Genomic DNA, 19,716 nt, shown 5'->3' with positions numbered 1-19,716 from the left:
CATTAGAAAAAGCTGTTTCATCTATGGAAAGATATTCTCCAATATTCTCAGGAAAAAGCATCCATTCTTTAGTGTGTGGCTTTTGATTCCACTCTTTAAAATCACTTAAACAGTCTTTATACTGTCTTTGTAGATTTCTAGATTAACACTGTAAAAGTTCGCTACAACACTTGTGCTAGATGCATTATTACTAACTAATGTCTTTTAAAAAAATCAGCAAATTCACTTGTAATTCTAGTGCCTTTTGCTACTAATTGCCAATCTCTTGTGGTTAATTTTTTTGAGGTTTCCTCAATCCAACGTCGTCTTATGACATGTAGAAAAACGTTTTTACCTCGAATTGGAAAATCTTGTATAGTAGCCTCTGGGAAAAAACCTTTAGAACTCAATTTAAGGTCTTTAAATTCTTCTGGAATGATATTTAATTCTGTGAAATAAAAATGAAGTTCTCCTTGTTTAACTGCATGCTTAGTAAGTTTAAAATTTTCAACAAGAACTTCTGGTAATAATAATTTAGCAATATCTATAAGAGTACTCAAAATCAATGTATTTTATTCGAACAAAGTTCCTATATTTTATTTTACTCCACAACTTTTGGTGTTGATCCCAAATATTTATGCATAATTTAAAATCCCACAACTTTATGACTTGATCCTTCAACAATTGGAATTGATTTCAGAAAATAGTAAACAAAAAAATCCTACTATTTCTAGTAGGATTTACTTTGGTGGGCAATGAGGGATTCGAACCCCCGACCCTCTCGGTGTAAACGAGATGCTCTGAACCAACTGAGCTAATTGCCCTTAGCGGTGGCAAATATACAACACATTTTGACTTTACCAAAATAAAAATCAATTTTTATTTAAATTATTTCAGCAACCACAAATGTACTTCCACCAACATAGATTATATCTCCTTGATTAGCATTTAGTAAGGCTTCTTTATATGCTTTTCTTACTGATAAATATTTTTTTCCAAATAAATTAAATTTAGCAGATTTTTCTTGTAAAATAGCTTCAGAAAGACCTCGGGGAATAGCTGGCTTGCTAAAATAATAGATTGCATCTTGTGGAAAGATTGGTAAAACGTCTTCTAATTTTTTATCAGAAACAACTCCAAGTACAAAATGTAACCTCTTATAGCTTTCTTTTTTCAGTTGATTTAAAACAATTTTTAACCCTTCTGTATTATGAGCAGTATCACAAATTACTTTTGGGTTTTCTTGTAAAATCTGCCATCTTCCTTTTAAACTAGTGTTTTTTACAACATGTAACAATCCATCAGTAATATTTTTTTGAGAAATCGAAAAACCTTTTAATTGTTTAAGTGCTGCAACCACAGTTTTTGTATTTGATTTTTGATAGTCGCCCAACAAATCTGATGTATACTCTTGTAAATCATCCGAAGCAAAAGAAATGGCAGCATTACATTTTTTTGCCTTTTCTAAAAAGACACTTTTAACTTCTGACTGTTCTTCTCCTATTATAACAGGAATATTATTTTTTATGATTCCTGCTTTTTCAAAAGCAATTTCTGGCAATGTTTCTCCTAAAAATTGTGTGTGATCTAACCCTATATTTGTGATGACAGAAACTACTGGAGTAATGATGTTTGTAGAATCTAATCTACCTCCTAAACCTACTTCAATAATCGCTATATCTACCTTTTCATTCGCAAAATAATCAAAAGCCAAACCAACCGTCATTTCAAAAAATGACAGTTTTTGATTTTCTAAAAAAACTTTATGTTTTGCTATAAATGATGTGACTTTGTTTTTAGGTATTTCAATACCATTTATTCTAATTCGTTCTGTGAAGTTTTTTAAATGTGGCGAAGTGTATAAACCTACTTTATAGCCTGCTTCTTGTAAAATAGAAGCTAACATATGAGACGTAGAACCTTTTCCGTTTGTACCAGCTATATGAATGGATTTAAATTTTTTTTCTGGAAAATCTAGTTGTTTTGAAAATGCTAAAATATTGGTTAAATCTTTTTTGAATGCTGTTTTACCTTCTCTTTGAAACATAGGTAATTGCGCAAACATCCAATCTAAAGTTTGTTGATATGTCATTCTAAAGGATCAATTATTTTTTCAAATATAAATCAAATCAGAAAGAAAATTAGAACTTATTATTTTTTAAATGCTACTTTATAATATAAACAATTATTTTGTTAAAGTAAATTTATAAATAATAGTACCTACTTGATTTGCTGGTGCTTTTTCATCTGCATTCCAAGTAGTTTTTAGAGCAGCTTCTTTTGCAGGTTTCAATAAACAAGCAGCTGTATTTGTAGAACCTTTTACACCTGGAACAGCACTAATTACTTTTCCATTTTTATCAACAGTAATTCTTACAACTACAATTCCTTCTTCTTGGCAATCTGGTTGTTCTATTGGTTTTGATAATGCTTTTCTTCCTGCAAGGTTGTAGTTTCCTCCAGATCCTGTTCCTTCATTTCCATAATATTTATTAGAATTAGGATCGCCATTTTCATTTCCTTTTACGCCTTCTTTTTTATCGTCACCTTCTCCTTTTGGATTTCCATCAGATGAATTACCATTTAATAAACTATTTAAAGCTTCTGTTGCTTCTTTGGATGGTTTTGGTTTCGGCTTTTCTTTTGGTTCTTCCTTTTTAACAACTTCTTTTACAGGTTCTTTTTCTACTTCTTTTTTCTCTATAACCGTAATCTCTTCGGATGTTTCATCAGCAATAATTTCTTCCTTAACTACTTCTTTCGGAACCTCTATTACTTCTTCTATAACCTCTTCTTTTTCTACTACTTCTGGGGTTAATGCTTTTTTAGTGTTTTCTACTGGCTCACCACTTCCAAAATCAGAATCTCCAAAATTTATTGCCAAACCATACTCTTCTGGTGGATCTAAATATTTTAAACCATAATTAAAAATAACAAACAACAAAAGCAACAATATACTTGCTGTTATTGCTGTAGATTTTCGTTTAGGGTTTGTATCTAATATTGCCATTTTATTTTGTATAACTACAAGGTTTTAAGAAACTTGTAAGCGTGTTTTTATTTTCCTTTTACAGCTAAAATCATTTTTAATTTATTCTTGTTAGCAATGTCTATAACTTCCATCACTTTTTTATAAGGTACTTCTTTATCTCCTCTAATAACAATGGTTTTCTTTTTATCTGCACCTACACTCTTTAAAATTTCACTTTCTAAGTTAGATGCACTAACGGCTGTTTTATCAATATAGAAAACAGATTCGCTTGTAATAGTTACAGCAACAGATGCACTATTTTCTGTTTTTCCGCCAGCTTTTGGTAAAAAAACATCAATTGCACTTACAGTTACTAAAGTTGATGTAAGCATGAAAAATATTAGCAATAAAAAAACAATATCTGTCATGGACGACATATTGAATGTTGGATCTACTTTATTTCTTCCTCTTAAATTCATGTTTTATGTTCAAGATTTAAAATTTAGAATTCAAGATTTTCGTTAGCCTAAGTTAACTTTAAACTTTGAATTTAAAATTTTGAATTACTATACTGGCTCGTTTAATAAATCTAAAAATTCAACCGATTTGGCTTCCATTTGATATACTATTTTATTGGTTTTAACCACCAAATGATTGTATGTTACATAAGCAATAATACCTACAATTAAACCAGCAACGGTTGTTGTCATTGCGGTGTATAAACCATCAGAAAGCATTTTTATATCAATTTGCCCACCAGCATTTGCTATTTCATGTATGGCAACAATCATACCTATTACAGTTCCTAAAAAACCAATCATTGGTGCAGCTCCTGCAATTGTTGCTAATACACTTACATTTTTTTCTAGTTGATACACTTCTAATTTACCAGCAGTTTCTATTGCTGTATTAATGTCATCTAAAGGTTTGCCAATTCTAGAAATTCCTTTTTCTATTAATCTTGCAGTTGGTGTATTTGTATTTTTACATAAAGCTTTTGCTGCATCTAATTTACCATTAGAAACGAAATCTTTAATTTGATTCATGAAATTTTTATCGACTTTTGATGCAGATTTAATTGCAAAAAAACGTTCAAAATAAATATAAAAAGCCACTGCCAATAGTACAAAAAGAATGGCAATTATAATTTGACCGCCTAAACCACCATCTACAATTAAATTATAAATAGAAAGCGTTTTTTCTTCTGAAACAACTTCTTCTAACAATCCTGTATTTTCTTGATAAAATGATATCATTCAACTATTTTTTAAGTTCTATATTAATAAACGATTAATCTGTTTTTAAATTGTTTTAATAAACAAAGATTTAGCTTTTTTTATATCAAAAAAAATGCCATTCTGCAATAGTACAAAATGACATTTTTATTTTTTAAAATTATTTGTTAAAACATAGTTCTTGTAATCATAAATGTTGCAGAACCAACTATAAAACCGATTAATGCTAACCAAGATATTTTTTTCAAATACCAAAAGAAATCAATTTTTTCCATTCCCATGGCAACTACACCAGCAGCAGAACCAATAATTAACATAGAGCCACCAGTACCAGCAGAAAAAGCTACAAAATGCCATAATTCATTATCCAATCCTTGAGAAAACATTCCTAAACTTGCGGCAACTAAAGGCACATTATCAATAATAGCAGAACCAACACCTAGTAACATAATTACTAAATCGGAAACTCCTTCATGGTGTAATTCTGTACCCATCATTGGTATCGATTCTTGTAATGTTGATGCAAAGTTGAATAAAATCCCTAAAGATTCTAAAGCTGCAACTGCCATTAAAATTCCTAAGAAAAATAAAATACTTGGCATTTCTATTTTAGATAATGATGCATGAACAGGACTGTGATGCGCTCCTGCAGTGTGTTCATCTGCTTCTTCACCATCTACACTTGAAATAGAAAATTTAGATTTACTATAAATTTCTGCAAAAGTAGCAACTACTGCTAAAGATAACATCATACCAACATAAGGAGGTAAATGAGTAATTGTTTTAAATATTGGTACAAATACAATTGCACCTAATCCTAAGTACAACATTCTTGCGCTATGCGGACTTTTAGAAGTTTCTTTTTCTTCTTCAGCATCAATTTCACCTTTAAATGCTGGTAAAAATGAAGCTATTAAAGTAGGAACAGCCATACATAATAAAGATGGTAGTAATAAATATTCAATTAATTTTAAAGTTGTTACTTTTTTACCAATCCAAAGCATTGTTGTTGTAACATCACCAATTGGAGACCAAGCTCCACCTGCATTTGCAGCTATAATTATTAAACCAGCAAACCAAATTCTTTCGTCTCTATTTTTAACAATTTTCTGTAAAATAGAAATCAATACAATTGTTGCTGTAAGATTATCTATAATTGCAGATAAAACAAAAGCTAATATTGCAAATATCCAAAGTATACTTTTCTTCTTTTTAGTTTTTACAAAACTTTTAATTGTAGAGAAACCATCAAAATAATCGATAATTTCTACAATTGTCATGGCTCCTAAAAGGAAAACTAATATTTCTGCAGTTTTACCTAAATGGTGTAGCAACGTTTCTTCTACTAAATGTAATTTGTCTTCATGCACAAGTGAGCCAAAACCTTCTATTAAACTATGTTTACTAGAGTCAAACCATTGTGTAAAATTATCAATTCCTAATGCAACTAAAGCCCAACAAACTGCCATCATAATTAAGGCGGGAATTAATTTGTCTAATTTTAAGTTGTGCTCTAAAGTAATGGCTAAATATCCCATTACAAATACAATAATAATTACTGACTCCATACTACTTTTTTATTATTTAATTTATATCAATTGTTTTAGCGCTATCTCAAACGCTGTTTCACTTATTTTTGTTTTTGATGCACTTTTTGCAAAGGTTGTTTGCAGTGCTTTTTTTATTGTGTTTGATGTATCTTCAAAAATAGCTTTGTCTGTTATTTCTACTTTTCTTTCCATAAAATAGGCAAAAACTCTTGCCATTCCGCAATTGGAAATAAAATCAGGAATTAAACTCACTTTTTTATCTGTATCTTCCATAATAGATCCAAAGAAAATTTCTTTATCTGCAAAAGGAACATTTGCTCCGCAAGATATTACTTCTAAACCAGAATTAATCATTTCATTAATTTGTTCTTGTTTTATTAACCTTGATGCTGCACATGGCGCAAAAATTTCACAAGGTAAATTCCAAATTTGCTCATTAATTTCTTTAAAAGAAATCATATCTTGGGCAACTAAAGTATTACCTTTTTTGTTTAAAAACAACTCTTTTATTTCATCAAAAGAAAAGCCGTTTTCATTAATTACGCCTCCTTCTCTGTCAATAATTCCTACAATTTTAGCACCCATTTGTGCTAAATAATATGCCGCCGCAGAACCAACATTACCAAAACCTTGTACAATTGCTCTTTTACCAACAACTGTACCTCCATAAATATCATAATAATGGTGCGCAGCTTCTGCAACACCAAAACCAGTAATCATATCAGCAATGGTTAATTTCGCCGAAATATCAGGAGAATAATATTTACTTTCTATGACTTTTATCACTCCATGTCTTAATTGACCAATTCTGTTAATTTTATCTGCTTCTGTCGGTTTAAAATGACCGTTAAAGACACCTTCTTGAGGATGCCAAACACCGCTTTCTTCTGTAATCGGAATTACTTCATGAATTTCATCAACATTTAAATCTCCTCCAGTTCCATAATAACTTTTTAATAATGGCGCAACTGCTTTGTACCAACGTTCTAAAACGCCTTTTTTTCGCGGATCTTGCGGATTAAAATTTATTCCAGATTTTGCGCCACCAATTGCTGGGCCAGAAACTGTAAATTTAACTTCCATTGTTTTGGCTAAAGATAAAACTTCGTTCATATCTAAACCTTCTCTCATTCTTGTTCCGCCGCCTGCAGCACCACCTCTTAAAGAGTTTATAACAGTCCAACCTTCTGCTTCCGTTTCTGGATCTTTCCAGTTAAAAACGATTTCTGGTTGTTTATTCTCGTATATTTTTAATAATTCTTTCATGCTTAAATTATAAATAGATTAACTTTTCTTTTTGCTTTTTCAAACAATTTTAATTTGCGTTAAAATCCCCTTCAGGGGAAAAGTTAAAGTTGATTCATTTTTAATTTTTATTGAATTATTATTATAGCTATGGAAACCTTACAAACTTACAGTAAATAAATGATTGCTCAAATTTTATTTATTTACCAAAATAGGATAAAAAAACTCTCCAGAAGAATGATCTATACTCGCGCCAGTAACAGATGATAAACAATTTACTTGGTTATCAGTCTTTAATAAACCTAAAAAGGCGAAAATTAATGCCTCCTTAAAGTTAATTAGTTTAGTATTTGGTAACTTAATTTTAATATTAGAATGATCTGCTATTCTTTCTATTAAGAAGGAATTAAAAACCCCTCCGCCTGTAATTAAAACTGAATTATTACCAATAATTATGTTACTAATTTGAATAGCAACATGCTCTACAAAAGTTCTTAAAATGGATGAAACATCCGTTTCTAGTTCATCAATTAAAGGAAATATATTTTCTTGAACCCATTCTAAACCTAATGATTTTGGTGGTTTTTGCTGATAAAATGTAAGTGCGTTTAATTGTTTTAAAAGTGTTTCGTTTAATTTTCCTTCGGATGCTATTTTTCCTGATGTATCATATTCTAAACCTAATTTATTGGCATAAAAATTTAGCACAATATTTACAGGGCAAATATCAAAAGCGATTCTTTTATCTTCTTTTTTAAAAGAAATATTAGAAAATCCGCCTAAATTTAAACAGAAATCAAAATCAGAAAAAAGTAGCTCATCACCAATAGGAACCAAAGGTGCTCCTTGACCGCCTAATTTTACGTCTTGCGTTCTAAAATCGCAAACTACTTTTTGATTTGTAATAGCAGCAATAGTTTGTCCGTCTCCAATTTGAAGCGTAATTCCCTTTGCAGGCTGATGTAAAATTGTATGTCCGTGAGAAGCTATAAAATCAATTTTTTGAATCTGAAATTTATCTATAAATCTATGAACCACGTTTCCTAAAAGTTTCCCGTAATCATTATTTAAGATCGCTAATTCATCCGAAGAAAAATGAATAGCTTTTTGCAAAGTGTTTTTCCAAACATCAGTATAAGAAATTGTTTCTGCATAGATAATTTCAAAATCTTTGTAATTGTTTGCATCAAATTTTACATAAACTAAATCGATGCCATCTAAAGATGTTCCAGACATTAATCCTATAGAAAAAACTTCCTTTTTATTCATATCTGTAAAAATAACAAAAGTCTACTGATAATAAGTTACGAAATCGATATCTTTACAATCAGTAAATACGAATAAAACAATATAATATGGATTTTAATTTAACAGAAGAGCACATCATGATTCGTGATGCGGCTAGAGATTTTGCACAAACTGAATTATTACCAGGAGTTATAGAAAGAGACAATAAACAAGAATTTCCACAAGAATTGGTCAAGAAAATGGGCGATTTAGGTTTTATGGGAATTATGGTTGATCCAAAATACGGAGGAAGCGGTATGGATGCTATTTCTTATATCTTAATTATGGAAGAATTATCTAAAATTGATGCATCTGCTTCAGTAATGGTTTCTGTAAATAATTCGCTAGTTTGTTATGGTTTAGAGGCGTATGCAAATGAAGAACAAAAACAAAAATATTTAACAAAATTAGCAACAGGTGAGTTTATGGGAGCTTTTTGTTTAAGCGAGCCAGAAGCTGGGTCGGATGCAACTTCGCAAGCAACAACTGCTATTGATAAAGGTGATTATTACTTAATGAACGGAACAAAAAATTGGATTACAAATGGTGGTCGATCAGATGTTTATTTGGTAATTGCACAAACAGACAGAGAAAAAGGACACAGAGGAATCAATGCTTTTATTGTAGAAAAAGGAACGCCTGGTTTTCATATTGGTCCAAAAGAAGATAAATTAGGAATTAGAGGTTCAGATACGCATACCTTACAATTTAACGATGTAAAAGTGCCAAAAGAAAACAGAATTGGCGAAGATGGTTTTGGTTTTAAATTTGCTATGAAAACGCTTTCTGGCGGTAGAATTGGTATTGCAGCACAAGCTTTAGGTATTGCGGCTGGCGCTTATGAGTTGGCTTTAAAGTATGCTAAAGAGCGTAAAGCATTCGGAACAGAAATTTGCAATCATCAAGCAATTGCGTTTAAATTAGCAGATATGCACACAGAAATTGAAGCGGCAAGAATGATGGTTATGAAAGCCGCTTGGGATAAAGATCAAGGTAATAATTATGATATGTCTAGCGCAATGGCAAAATTATATGCAAGTAAAGTTGCAATGGAACACACTGTAGAAGCTGTTCAAATTCATGGAGGAAATGGTTTTGTAAAAGAATATCATGTAGAACGTTTAATGCGTGATGCAAAAATTACACAGATTTACGAAGGAACCTCTGAAATTCAGAAAATTGTAATTTCAAGAGGAATTATCAAAGGATAAAATTTACCTGTTAGTGCGCAGTTTATAACTAAAACTCAGTAAAGCATCATAATTTCGCTCTATAAAGCAGAAGTGTAAAAATCCATCTTTTTTAAGTTGGATTTTTCTTTTGGGCATGTTTTTGCAGAAAAAAGCAAAAAACGCGCTATCCATTATATCTTTTTATGCTGAAAAAAATCAGCAAAAAAGGATGCCATTTCTATCGCTCATGCAAATAGGTCTTCGTAAAATTTATAACGTTAACCCATTAAATTAATGTTCCTATAAAACGGAAGTCTTTATTCTTTATGTAAATATGTAGTTAGCTTTAATGGTTTTAAGTAAACTGTTATGAATCTATGTTTTTTATGTAGCTATGTGGTTAGTTATTTGTAATACAATAGTTTTACTAAAATTCTAATTCAATATCATATAATTGTAAACTAGAAGCAGGAGCAATATTTCTTAAAGATTTTCTGTCATTATCTTCTTTTAAAGAAGATGTAATAAAATCTAAATCTAAATTTCCTTTACCTAATTCAAACAATGTTGCCATCATTAAGCGAATCTGATAACGTAAAAAACCTTTTCCTTTTACCTTTAATATATAAGACTTCTTAGGAAAGAAGTTTGCGGTTAAAATATCATTTTCAACGATTTCGCAAGAATCAATACATCTTTTAAAAATAGTTGTATCAGAAGGTTTTGTGCAGTATTTATGAAAATAATGCTCACCTTCAAATAGTTTTGCACCTTTTGTCATTGTATCAATATGTAGGTTTTTATCAATATTAGTAATAAAAGGAGCTGCAAAAGGATGGTTTTTATCTCCAAAGGAAAAGTAATAATGATATTCTTTTAGTTTAGAAGCTTTAATAATATTAAAATTTGTTGCTACTTTAGTTATAGAAATCGCTTTAAAGTCAGCAGAAAAGTTGGAATTTATAGAATTCATAAAAAAAGGCTCATTTATTAGCGAATCTGTAAACAATTGCACATAGTAAGAGTTGGCCGAAACTTTAGCGTCGGTTCTGCCAATTCCAATGGTCTTATAATTAACATCCTCAAAAACAAAGCTTAATGTCTTGTCTACCATTTGATGTAGTGTTTTAGCGTTTTTTTGCTTTTGCCAGCCCGAAAATCGAAACCCTAGGAACTGTATTTTAACTAAGTAAGAATGTGCGTATTTCATAAGACAAAGGTATAATAATTACATTTTTTTTCAAAAAAAGTGCATTTTTATGAATATCCTAAAATAATATGCTAGTTTTTTACAAACTCGATATTTTGCACCCTTCAAAAACTAAAAAATACACTTATAATAAATTAACCCCTATTTTTTTGAGGGTATGTTGTCTAAATAGGTTCTTTTTGAGAATTCACCCCCTTGCTAGTTTAAATTAAATATATACATTTGACATGTTCAAACAACAAAAACAATAAAAACTAAAAGAACTTTAATTATGAAAAAAATTATTTTAACTTTATTAGTAGCGAGCAGTTTAGTGATAAACGCGCAAGAAAAAGAAGATGCTGGAACTTTTACATTAAGTGGAACTGTAGATGTATACGGAACTACTAATTTTACAAAAGATGCAGGAACTCCTGGTATATTAATTGCAGCTCCAGAAAATGCGAATGCATTTGGTTTAGGTTTTGCAAATACAGTTTTTGCTTACGAAAAAGGGAAAGCTGGTGTTGTTGCAGATATAGCTTTTGGACCAAGAGCAGATGATGCTAATATGGCAGGTGCTATTAATCAATTATATGCTTACTACAATGTAAGTGATAAATTAACGCTTACTGCAGGACAGTTTAATACATTTTTAGGATATGAAGTTATCAACCCTTCAGCTAACTTTAACTATACAGTTTCTTACTTATTTAATGCAGGGCCATTTTCTCATACTGGTATTAAGGCAGATTATGCTGTTTCTGATGATTTATCTTTTATGTTAGCTTTGACAAATGCACATGGTATTGCTAGTGATGATGGTAATTTTACTGATGATACTCAATTTGGAGCTCAAATAGGATATAAAGGTCAATATTTAAACTTTATTACAGGAGCTGTTAGTGCAGGTGGTGCAACAGATTGGATGTTTTTAGATTATACAGGTGGTTTTGATTTATCAGATACTTTCTTTTTAGGAATAAATGCTGCTTACGCAGATTCAAGTGATGAAGATGCTGGTTATTCTGGTGTAGCTTTATACTTACAAAACACTTTTTCTGATAAATTTGCTTTAGGATTAAGACCTGAATTGTTTACAAGTACTACAGCTGGTGTAGATAGTAGTGTAACTGCGTTTACTTTAACATCTAATATGAACTTAACAAGTAACTTAAAGCTTATAACAGATTTAAGATTTGATTCTTCTGACGATTATATTATTGAAGCTTTTCCTGCTGAAAAAAGTACTTCTACTTTAACTATTGCTGCAGTATATTCTTTCTAAGAAAAAGACTAACAAAACAATTACTAACTAAAATTTTATAAATATGAGTTTATTCTTAACACTATTACAAGACACTCCAACAGAAGAAGTAGCGAAAGCTGTTGAACAAATAAACGCAGATATGGGAATGCTTTGGATGCTAATTGCAGGTATCTTAGTATTCTTAATGCAAGCTGGTTTTACATTAGTAGAATCTGGTATGACAAGATCTAAAAATGCGGTAAACATCGCAATGAAAAACTTACTAGACATTTGTGTAGGATCATTAACATTTTGGTTAGTTGGTTACTCTTTAATGTATGGTGATACTTCTAACGGATGGTTCTTCTGGAGTGGTTTATTTCAAGGTGAGGGGGCAGATTTATTCTTCCAAACTATGTTTGCTGCAACAACTGCAACTATCGTATCTGGTGCAATTGCAGGTAGAACAAAATATTCAACATATATAATCTTCTCTATCGTAATGACTGCTGTAATTTATCCAATTTCTGGTGGGTGGCAATGGCAAGGTAGTGGTTGGTTAACAGAAATGGGCTTCATCGATTTTGCAGGTTCTTCAATTGTACACTCTGTTGGTGGATGGGCTGCTTTAGTTGCTGCTTTCATGGTAGGACCAAGAATTGGGAAATTTGTAGATGGAAAAGTATTACCTATTGCAGGTCATAATCAAATATTAGCAACTTTAGGTGTATTTATCTTATGGTTTGGTTGGTTTGGTTTTAATGGTGGATCTCAATTAGCTTGGGGTGGCGCTGATTCTACTGCAGCTTCAAATGTAGTATTAATTACAAACTTATCTGCTGCTGCAGGTGGTTTAGGAGCATTAATTACTACATGGATTTGGTACGGTAAACCAAACTTATCTCAAACATTAAACGGTTGTTTAGCTGGTTTAGTAAGTATTACTGCTGGTTGTGGAAACATGACTGCTGGAGGTGCTGTACTTGCAGGTTTAATTGGTGGTATTCTTGTAGTATTTGCAATTGAATTTATCGAAAAGAAATTAAAAATTGATGATGCTATTGGTGCAGCTTCAGTTCACGGTGTTGCTGGTGCTTGGGGTACTTTAGTTATCGGTCTTTGGGGGGTTGATGGCGATACAGCTATTGGATTATTCAATGGTGGTGGAGCTTCTCAATTAGGTGTACAAGCAACAGGAGTTTTAGCTTATGCTGCTTGGGCAGTTGGGTTATCTTTTATTGTTCTTGGAATCTTAAAAGCTACTATGGGATTACGTGTAACTAAAGAAGTTGAAATAGAAGGATTAGATATTTCAGAGCATGGTTCTATTGCTTATCCAGGTGTAAGACAAAGAGAGCTTGAAGACAAATAATAGTATTAAAGAAATAGTTTAGTTATTATTTATTTTAAATCACACAACTTTTAGTGAGTTGTGTGATTTTCTTGCGTAAAATAAATTTTTATTATTTTACAGAAATTTTAAAACTAACAAACAAATTTTTATCATGAAAAAAATTGAAGCAATTATCAGAAAATCAAAATTTAGAGCTGTAAAAGACGCTTTGCATAGTATAGGTGTTAACTTCTTTTCCTATTGGGATGTTACCGGTATTGGAAATGAAAAAGAAGGGCATGTTTATAGAGGTGTAAGTTACAGTACAAGCGATATTCAAAGAAGGCATCTTGCAATTGTTGTTAATGATGATTACGAAGAAATTACAGTAAAAACTATTATTGATGCAGCTTCTACAGGAGAAGTTGGTGATGGGAAAATCTTTGTAAGTGATGTAAATGAAGCTTATAGAATTAGGACTGGTGAAAAAGGTGGAGCAACTTTAAATTAAACGATTACAAAATTAAATTATGGAATTACTTACAATAAATAATGTATGGATGATGATCTGTACAGCTTTGGTTTTCTTTATGCATTTAGGTTTTGCATTTTTAGAGATAGGATTAACAAGGCAAAAAAACACATTAAACATATTATTTAAAAACATATTTATTATTACTATTGGTTTACTATTGTATTGTTTAGTAGGCTTTAATTTAATGTATCCTGGTTTTGGAGAAGGATCTTCAGGGTTTTTTGGATTTGCTGGTTTTGGGTTGTCTTCTCCGCTTACAGATACTGGTGCTTTAGATTTAGCATACAATGAAGGGTATACATATTGGACAGATTTCTTGTTTCAAGGGATGTTTGCTGCAACTGCTGCAACAATAGTTTCTGGTGCGGTTGCAGAAAGAATGAAAATTTTACCTTTTATGATTTTTGCAATTGTTTATGTTGGATTTGTGTATCCAATAGCAGGATCTTGGAAATGGGGTGGTGGTTTTTTAGATCAATTATCTACACCATTTTACGATTTTGCAGGTTCTACATTGGTGCATTCTGTTGGTGGATGGGCAGCTGTAGTAGCGGTTTGTTTGTTAGGTGCTCGTATTGGTAAATTTAAAGATGGCAAGCCGCAGGCAATTCCTGGTCATAATATTCCGTTAGCAACCGCAGGTGTTTTAATACTTTGGTTAGGTTGGTTTGGTTTTAATGGTGGATCTGTTTTATCTGCAGATCCAACGCTTACTTCTTTAACATTGGTTACTACTTGTTTAGCAGCAGCAGCAGGTGGGGTTTTGGCTGCATTGGTGTCAACAATAATGTATAAAAATCTAGATTTAACCATGTTCTTAAATGGTATACTTGGTGGATTGGTTGGTATTACAGCTGGAGCAGATCAAATGTCGCCAACGGATGCAATTTTAATTGGTGGTATTGCCGGAACTTTAATTGTTTTTGCAATTAGTTTGGTTGATAAATTAAAATTAGACGATCCTGTTGGTGCAATTGCTGTTCATTTAATTTGTGGAATTTGGGGAACTTTAGCAGTTGGTATTTTTGGAAATTTAGCAAGTGTAGATCAATTTATAAGTCAGTTAATTGGTGTTGGTTCTTATGCAATATTTTGTGTAACAACTTCTTTCATTATTATTTTTACTCTTAAGAAAACAATGGGGATAAGAGTTGATGAAAAAGAAGAGCTAGAAGGATTAGATGCTCATGAGCATGGAATGGATGCGTATCCAGACTTTAGATTAAACGAACATTAGTCGTTAAGTTACTATTTTAAACAAAATACACCTTTAAAGTTATTATTTTAAAGGTGTATTTCTTCTTTTTATGAATATCACAATTAAATCTCAATAAATTGTCATAAATAAGTTTTTAGTACAATAATTTTATTTTCATCGTAAAAGTTATATTAAAGAACTGTAAATATTGAATTATATTCAACAAAAAACATAGATTTGTAAATATAATTGAATATCATATGGAGAAACAAGGATTGTATTTACCAGAGTTCGAACACGAGAATTGTGGGGCAGGTTTTATTTGTAATTTGAATGGTGAAAAAACAAATCAAATTATACACGACGCACTAGAAATTTTAGTAAAACTAGAGCATAGAGGTGGTGTTAGTGCCGATGGAAAGACAGGAGATGGAGCTGGTATTTTAATAGATATTCCTCATGATTATTTTAAAAGAGTTTGTGATTTTCCTATTCCAGAACAAAGAGAATATGCGGTAGGAATGGTTTTTCTTCCAAAAGTTTCTAATCAATATGATTATTGTAAAAAAACTTTTGAAAATGAAATAAAAGAACAAGGACTTGCTGTTTTAGGATGGCGAGAAGTGCCTGTTGATTCGTATCAATTAGGTGAAATTGCTTTAGCTTCAGAACCAAATATAGAGCAGTTATTTATTGGTAAAACTTCAGAAATTAGTGAGGCTACTTTTAAAGCGAAACTTTATGCTGCAAGAAAAATAGCAGAACATACCATCAGAAAATCTAAGATTTCTGAATCTATGTATTTTTATGTTCCAAGTTTATCAATAACAACCATTATATATAAAGGTATTATTATGCCTGAAGATATTGGTCCTTATTATAAAGATTTACAAGAAATAGATTTAGTTACACGTTTGGCTTTAGTGCATCAACGTTTTTCTACCAATACAATGCCAACTTGGGAGTTAGCACAACCGTTTAGACACATGTGTCAGAATGGAGAAATTAACACATTAAGAGGTAATGTAAGTAGAATGCGTGTACGTGAAGAAATCATGAAAAGTGATGTTTTTGGTCCGCAAATAGATAAATTATTTCCAATTATTTTACCAGGAAAATCAGATTCAGCTTCCATGGACATGGTTGTTGAATTATTGACGCATACAGGTCGTTCATTACCAGAAATTATGATGATGATGATACCTGAAGCTTGGGAAAAACATAAAACGATGTCTGCATCTCGTAAAGCATTTTACGAATATAATGGTTGTATTATGGAGCCTTGGGATGGTCCTGCTTCTGTACCTTTTACAGATGGAGACTACATTGGTGCTTTATTAGATAGAAATGGTTTAAGACCATCAAGATATACTGTTACCAAGAGTGGGAAGTTAATCATGTCATCAGAAATTGGTGTTGTAGATATTGATCCTGCGGATATAAAAGAGCATGGAAGATTAGAGCCAGGAAAAATGTTCTTGGTTGATATGAATAAAGGAAGAATTATTGAGGATGAAGAAATAAAAAGTAAAATTGTTTCAGAAAGACCTTATCAAGAATGGTTAAGTAAATCTCGTTTACATTTAAAAGATGTTCCTTATACCGGCGAAACTTGTCCTATAGAAACGATTGATGTAAAAACACGTCAACGTTTATTTAATTATACTTTTGAAGATATTCAAGAGGTAATTACACCAATGGCAATAGTGGGTAAAGAAGCTTTAGGTTCTATGGGAATTGATACTCCTTTAGCAGTTTTATCAGACAGACCTCAATTAATCTCAAATTATTTTAAGCAATTATTTGCACAAGTTACCAACCCGCCTTTAGATGGAATTCGTGAAGAAATTGTAACTGACATCAGCTTAAATTTAGGAAAAGATAGAAATATTTTTAGCATTACAGATCGACAATGTAGAAAATTAAGGATTCAGAATCCTGTAATTTCTAATGCAGATTTAGAAAAAATTAGATCGATAGATATTGAAAGTTTTAAAGCAGAAACGATTCAAATTTTATATCCAAAAGCAAAAGGATTAAATGGTCTTGAAGATGCTTTAGACGCTATTGTTTTACAAGTAGAAAAAGCACTAGAACAAAAGAATAACATTATTATTCTTTCGGATAGAGGTGTAAACCAAGAGCTTGCCCCTATCCCTGCTTTACTTGCATGTTCTTTTGTAAATCATCAGTTAAATCGTTTACGTAAGCGTTCTCATTTCGATATTATTATAGAATCTGCAGAACCACGAGAACCACATCATTTTGCAACTTTATTTGGTTATGGCGCAAGTGCTGTTAATCCATATATGGTAAACGAAATTATCAGAATGCAAGTTAAAGAAGGCTTCATTACAGGTATGGATGAGCAAGGAGCGGTTGATAACTTTAACAAAGCAATTGGAAAAGGAATCTTAAAAGTAATGAATAAAATAGGAATCTCTACATTACACTCTTATAGGGGTTCACAAATATTCGAAATTGTTGGATTCAACTCACAATTTGTAGAAAAATATTTTCCATATACAGCTTCTAGAATTGAAGGTATTGGTTTGTATGAAATTGAAAAAGAAATCGATCAACGATACAAGCAAGCATATCCAGATAAACATATAGATCAAAATTTAGCATTAAATATTGGAGGAGATTATAGATGGAGAAGAAATGCAGAGCGTCATTTATTTAATCCAACTACGGTTGCAAAATTACAGCAAGCAGTAAGATTAAGCGATCAAGCTAGTTATGATGTGTATTCGAAAGCAATAAACGAACAGTCAGAAAGTTTAATGACCATTCGTGGGTTGTTTCAGTTTGATAATTTAGATCCAATTCCTATAGAAGAAGTAGAACCTTGGACGGATATTGTAAAACGTTTTAAAACAGGTGCAATGTCTTATGGGTCAATTTCTAGAGAAGCACATGAAAACTTAGCAATTGCCATGAACAGAATTGGTGGTAAATCTAATTCTGGAGAAGGTGGTGAAGATAGAAAACGTTTTCAAAAAGATATCAATGGAGATAGTAGAAACTCTGCTATTAAACAAGTAGCATCTGGTCGTTTTGGGGTAACTTCTCATTATTTAACAAATGCTCAAGAAATTCAAATAAAAATGGCACAAGGTGCTAAGCCTGGAGAAGGTGGTCAATTACCTGGTGCTAAAGTTTTACCTTGGATTGCTTCTGCAAGAAACTCAACGCCTTTTGTAGGATTGATTTCTCCGCCGCCTCATCATGATATTTATTCTATTGAAGATTTAGCACAATTAATTTTCGATTTAAAAAATGCTAACCGAGAAGCAAGAATTAATGTAAAATTAGTTTCAGAAGTTGGTGTAGGTACAATTGCAGCTGGTGTTGCCAAAGCAAAAGCAGATGTTGTTTTAATTGCGGGTTATGATGGTGGAACAGGAGCTTCTCCTTTAACATCATTAAAACATGCAGGTTTACCTTGGGAACTTGGTTTGGCAGAAGCGCAACAAACTTTGGTTTTAAATAACTTAAGAAGTAGAATTGTTGTAGAATGTGATGGTCAATTAAAAACGGGTAGAGATGTTGCAATAGCAGCTTTATTAGGTGCAGAAGAGTTTGGTTTTGCAACAGCTCCTTTAGTAGCTTCTGGTTGTATTATGATGCGTAAATGTCATTTAAATACGTGTCCGGTTGGTATTGCTACGCAAGATAAAGAGTTGCGTAAAAACTTTAAAGGAACACCAGAACATGTTATTAACTTTTTCTACTATATAGCAGAAGAATTAAGGCAGATTATGGCGCAACTAGGTTTTAGAACATTAGCAGAAATGGTGGGGCAAACGCATAAAATTAATGCAAATCATGCTATTAAACATTATAAAGCCAAAGGTTTAGATTTATCTAGTATTTTACATAGACCAACTGCTTATAAGAGCATGACTGTTAAAAATACTGAAAAACAAGATCATAATTTAGAAAACGTAATAGACTTTACTATATTAAAAGATTCACATAGAGCTTTATATAGAAAAGAGAAAATGAATTTAGTGTACCCTATAAAAAACACAAATAGAACTGTTGGTGCAATTGTTAGTAATGAAATTTCTAAGATTTACGGTCATTTAGGTTTACCAGAAGATACTTTAAATATCAACTTTACAGGTTCTGCAGGGCAAAGTTTTGGAGCTTTTGGTGCACATGGATTAACTTTTACGCTTGAAGGAAATACGAATGATTATTTAGGAAAAGGTTTATCAGGAGCAAAATTAATCATTAAAAAACCAGCTAAAGCAGACTTTTTAGCAGAAAATAATATCATTGTTGGTAATGTTTGTATGTTTGGAGCTGTAGCGGGGCAAGCTTATATAAACGGAATTGCAGGTGAACGTTTTGCGGTTCGTAATTCTGGTGCAACAGCAGTTGTAGAAGGTGTAGGAGATCATTGTTGCGAATATATGACAGGTGGTAAAGTTGTTGTTTTAGGAAAAACAGGAAGAAATTTTGCAGCTGGTATGAGTGGAGGAATTGCGTATGTATATGATCCAGATAACAAATTTGTAAATGGACTGTGTAATACAGAAACTATTGAATTTGAACCTATTTCTGATGAAGTTGCTGCCGAATTAAAATCAACAATACAAAAACACGTTTTATATACGGATAGTAAAAAAGGTGCTGCATTGTTGGCGGATTGGGACGCAAGTTTAAAAAACTTTGTAAAAGTGATGCCAACTGAATACAAAAAAGCACTAAAACGTTTAGAAACAGAAGAACCAATGTTTGAAGAATTAACAATAGCATAAT

The 19,716-nt window shown here is 31.6% G+C and carries 16 protein-coding genes and 1 tRNA gene (1 of these 17 running past the window's edge); 6 read left to right on the top strand and 11 right to left on the bottom strand.

Annotated elements, in window-relative coordinates; translation table 11 throughout:
• The 10 genes from BLT70_RS17530 to BLT70_RS12205 all read right to left on the bottom strand — a co-directional run.
• On the bottom strand, positions 1–61 hold the 5' end (the start) of the coding sequence (locus tag BLT70_RS17530) for a hypothetical protein (RefSeq protein WP_302847795.1). The gene continues 65 nt to the left of window position 1, outside the view; the window shows 61 of its 126 coding nt (coding positions 1–61); it begins with the start codon at positions 59–61; the stop codon falls past the left edge of the window.
• Between the two features lie 133 nt (positions 62–194).
• A complete protein-coding gene (locus tag BLT70_RS12245) occupies positions 195–539 on the bottom strand; it encodes a transposase (RefSeq protein ID WP_231962703.1) in 345 nt (114 codons plus the stop codon).
• Positions 540–725: 186 nt separating this feature from the next.
• Positions 726–803 (bottom strand) — tRNA-Val (locus tag BLT70_RS12240).
• A gap of 59 nt (positions 804–862) precedes the next feature.
• Entirely contained in the window at positions 863–2,071 is a 1,209-nt protein-coding gene (locus BLT70_RS12235) for a folylpolyglutamate synthase/dihydrofolate synthase family protein (RefSeq protein WP_091894811.1), read from the bottom strand.
• Positions 2,072–2,164: 93 nt separating this feature from the next.
• On the bottom strand, positions 2,165–2,989 hold the full coding sequence (locus BLT70_RS12230) for an energy transducer TonB (RefSeq protein ID WP_091894809.1): 825 nt from the start codon (positions 2,987–2,989) through the stop codon (positions 2,165–2,167).
• 47 nt (positions 2,990–3,036) lie between these two features.
• Complete coding sequence (locus BLT70_RS12225; protein ID WP_091894807.1) at positions 3,037–3,429, bottom strand: biopolymer transporter ExbD; 393 nt, start codon at positions 3,427–3,429, stop codon at positions 3,037–3,039.
• An 87-nt stretch (positions 3,430–3,516) separates the two neighbouring features.
• Positions 3,517–4,206 carry a MotA/TolQ/ExbB proton channel family protein gene (locus BLT70_RS12220; RefSeq protein ID WP_091894805.1) on the bottom strand — a complete coding sequence of 230 codons (690 nt, stop codon included), beginning with the start codon at positions 4,204–4,206 and terminating at the stop codon, positions 3,517–3,519.
• Between the two features lie 146 nt (positions 4,207–4,352).
• Positions 4,353–5,753, bottom strand: coding sequence for a sodium:proton antiporter NhaD (gene nhaD / locus BLT70_RS12215; RefSeq protein ID WP_091894803.1), 1,401 nt, complete (start codon positions 5,751–5,753; stop codon positions 4,353–4,355).
• A 21-nt stretch (positions 5,754–5,774) separates the two neighbouring features.
• A complete protein-coding gene (locus BLT70_RS12210; RefSeq protein ID WP_091894801.1) occupies positions 5,775–7,001 on the bottom strand; it encodes a Glu/Leu/Phe/Val dehydrogenase dimerization domain-containing protein in 1,227 nt (408 codons plus the stop codon).
• Positions 7,002–7,175: 174 nt separating this feature from the next.
• Positions 7,176–8,249, bottom strand: a complete 1,074-nt coding sequence (locus BLT70_RS12205; protein ID WP_091894799.1) for an anhydro-N-acetylmuramic acid kinase — start codon at positions 8,247–8,249, stop codon at positions 7,176–7,178.
• A gap of 86 nt (positions 8,250–8,335) precedes the next feature.
• Here BLT70_RS12205 and BLT70_RS12200 point away from each other — a divergent pair, with 86 nt between their 5' ends.
• A complete protein-coding gene (locus tag BLT70_RS12200; protein ID WP_091894797.1) occupies positions 8,336–9,478 on the top strand; it encodes an acyl-CoA dehydrogenase in 1,143 nt (380 codons plus the stop codon).
• 388 nt (positions 9,479–9,866) lie between these two features.
• Here BLT70_RS12200 and BLT70_RS12195 read toward each other — a convergent pair whose 3' ends face one another.
• Positions 9,867–10,649, bottom strand: a complete 783-nt coding sequence (locus tag BLT70_RS12195; RefSeq protein ID WP_091894795.1) for a tRNA pseudouridine(38-40) synthase TruA — start codon at positions 10,647–10,649, stop codon at positions 9,867–9,869.
• A gap of 271 nt (positions 10,650–10,920) precedes the next feature.
• On the opposite strand from BLT70_RS12195, the gene BLT70_RS12190 reads away from it, so the two are divergent.
• The 5 genes from BLT70_RS12190 (at position 10,921) to gltB (ending at position 19,715) form a co-directional block, all read left to right on the top strand.
• The gene (locus tag BLT70_RS12190) at positions 10,921–11,916 is read left to right on the top strand and encodes an outer membrane beta-barrel protein (protein WP_091894793.1); all 996 of its coding nucleotides are present in this window, start codon (positions 10,921–10,923) and stop codon (positions 11,914–11,916) included.
• A gap of 43 nt (positions 11,917–11,959) precedes the next feature.
• The gene (locus BLT70_RS12185) at positions 11,960–13,249 is read left to right on the top strand and encodes an ammonium transporter (RefSeq protein WP_091894791.1); all 1,290 of its coding nucleotides are present in this window, start codon (positions 11,960–11,962) and stop codon (positions 13,247–13,249) included.
• A 133-nt stretch (positions 13,250–13,382) separates the two neighbouring features.
• Positions 13,383–13,721 (top strand): P-II family nitrogen regulator, encoded by a 339-nt coding sequence (locus tag BLT70_RS12180; protein ID WP_091894790.1) that lies wholly within the window; start codon positions 13,383–13,385, stop codon positions 13,719–13,721.
• A gap of 19 nt (positions 13,722–13,740) precedes the next feature.
• Entirely contained in the window at positions 13,741–14,982 is a 1,242-nt protein-coding gene (locus BLT70_RS12175) for an ammonium transporter (protein WP_091894788.1), read from the top strand.
• Between the two features lie 221 nt (positions 14,983–15,203).
• Positions 15,204–19,715, top strand: coding sequence for a glutamate synthase large subunit (gltB, locus tag BLT70_RS12170; RefSeq protein ID WP_091894786.1), 4,512 nt, complete (start codon positions 15,204–15,206; stop codon positions 19,713–19,715).
• Position 19,716 lies beyond the last annotated feature (1 nt).

The sequence above is a fragment of the Polaribacter sp. KT25b genome, assembly GCF_900105145.1.
Lineage (GTDB): Bacteria > Bacteroidota > Bacteroidia > Flavobacteriales > Flavobacteriaceae > Polaribacter.
The sequence above is the reverse complement of the archived record's forward strand: the minus strand, read 5'-3'. Positions and strand labels throughout refer to the sequence as shown.

Coding starts and splice junctions, on each gene's coding strand:
- BLT70_RS12185 (WP_091894791.1), top strand. CDS start 11,960: ATGAGTTTATTCTTAACACTATTACAAGACACTCCAACAGAAGAAGTA.
- BLT70_RS12180 (WP_091894790.1), top strand. CDS start 13,383: ATGAAAAAAATTGAAGCAATTATCAGAAAATCAAAATTTAGAGCTGTA.
- gltB (WP_091894786.1), top strand. CDS start 15,204: ATGGAGAAACAAGGATTGTATTTACCAGAGTTCGAACACGAGAATTGT.
- BLT70_RS12175 (WP_091894788.1), top strand. CDS start 13,741: ATGGAATTACTTACAATAAATAATGTATGGATGATGATCTGTACAGCT.
- nhaD (WP_091894803.1), bottom strand. CDS start 5,753: ATGGAGTCAGTAATTATTATTGTATTTGTAATGGGATATTTAGCCATT.
- BLT70_RS12220 (WP_091894805.1), bottom strand. CDS start 4,206: ATGATATCATTTTATCAAGAAAATACAGGATTGTTAGAAGAAGTTGTT.
- BLT70_RS12195 (WP_091894795.1), bottom strand. CDS start 10,649: ATGAAATACGCACATTCTTACTTAGTTAAAATACAGTTCCTAGGGTTT.
- BLT70_RS12235 (WP_091894811.1), bottom strand. CDS start 2,071: ATGACATATCAACAAACTTTAGATTGGATGTTTGCGCAATTACCTATG.
- BLT70_RS12225 (WP_091894807.1), bottom strand. CDS start 3,429: ATGAATTTAAGAGGAAGAAATAAAGTAGATCCAACATTCAATATGTCG.
- BLT70_RS12230 (WP_091894809.1), bottom strand. CDS start 2,989: ATGGCAATATTAGATACAAACCCTAAACGAAAATCTACAGCAATAACA.
- BLT70_RS12205 (WP_091894799.1), bottom strand. CDS start 8,249: ATGAATAAAAAGGAAGTTTTTTCTATAGGATTAATGTCTGGAACATCT.
- BLT70_RS12190 (WP_091894793.1), top strand. CDS start 10,921: ATGAAAAAAATTATTTTAACTTTATTAGTAGCGAGCAGTTTAGTGATA.
- BLT70_RS12210 (WP_091894801.1), bottom strand. CDS start 7,001: ATGAAAGAATTATTAAAAATATACGAGAATAAACAACCAGAAATCGTT.
- BLT70_RS12200 (WP_091894797.1), top strand. CDS start 8,336: ATGGATTTTAATTTAACAGAAGAGCACATCATGATTCGTGATGCGGCT.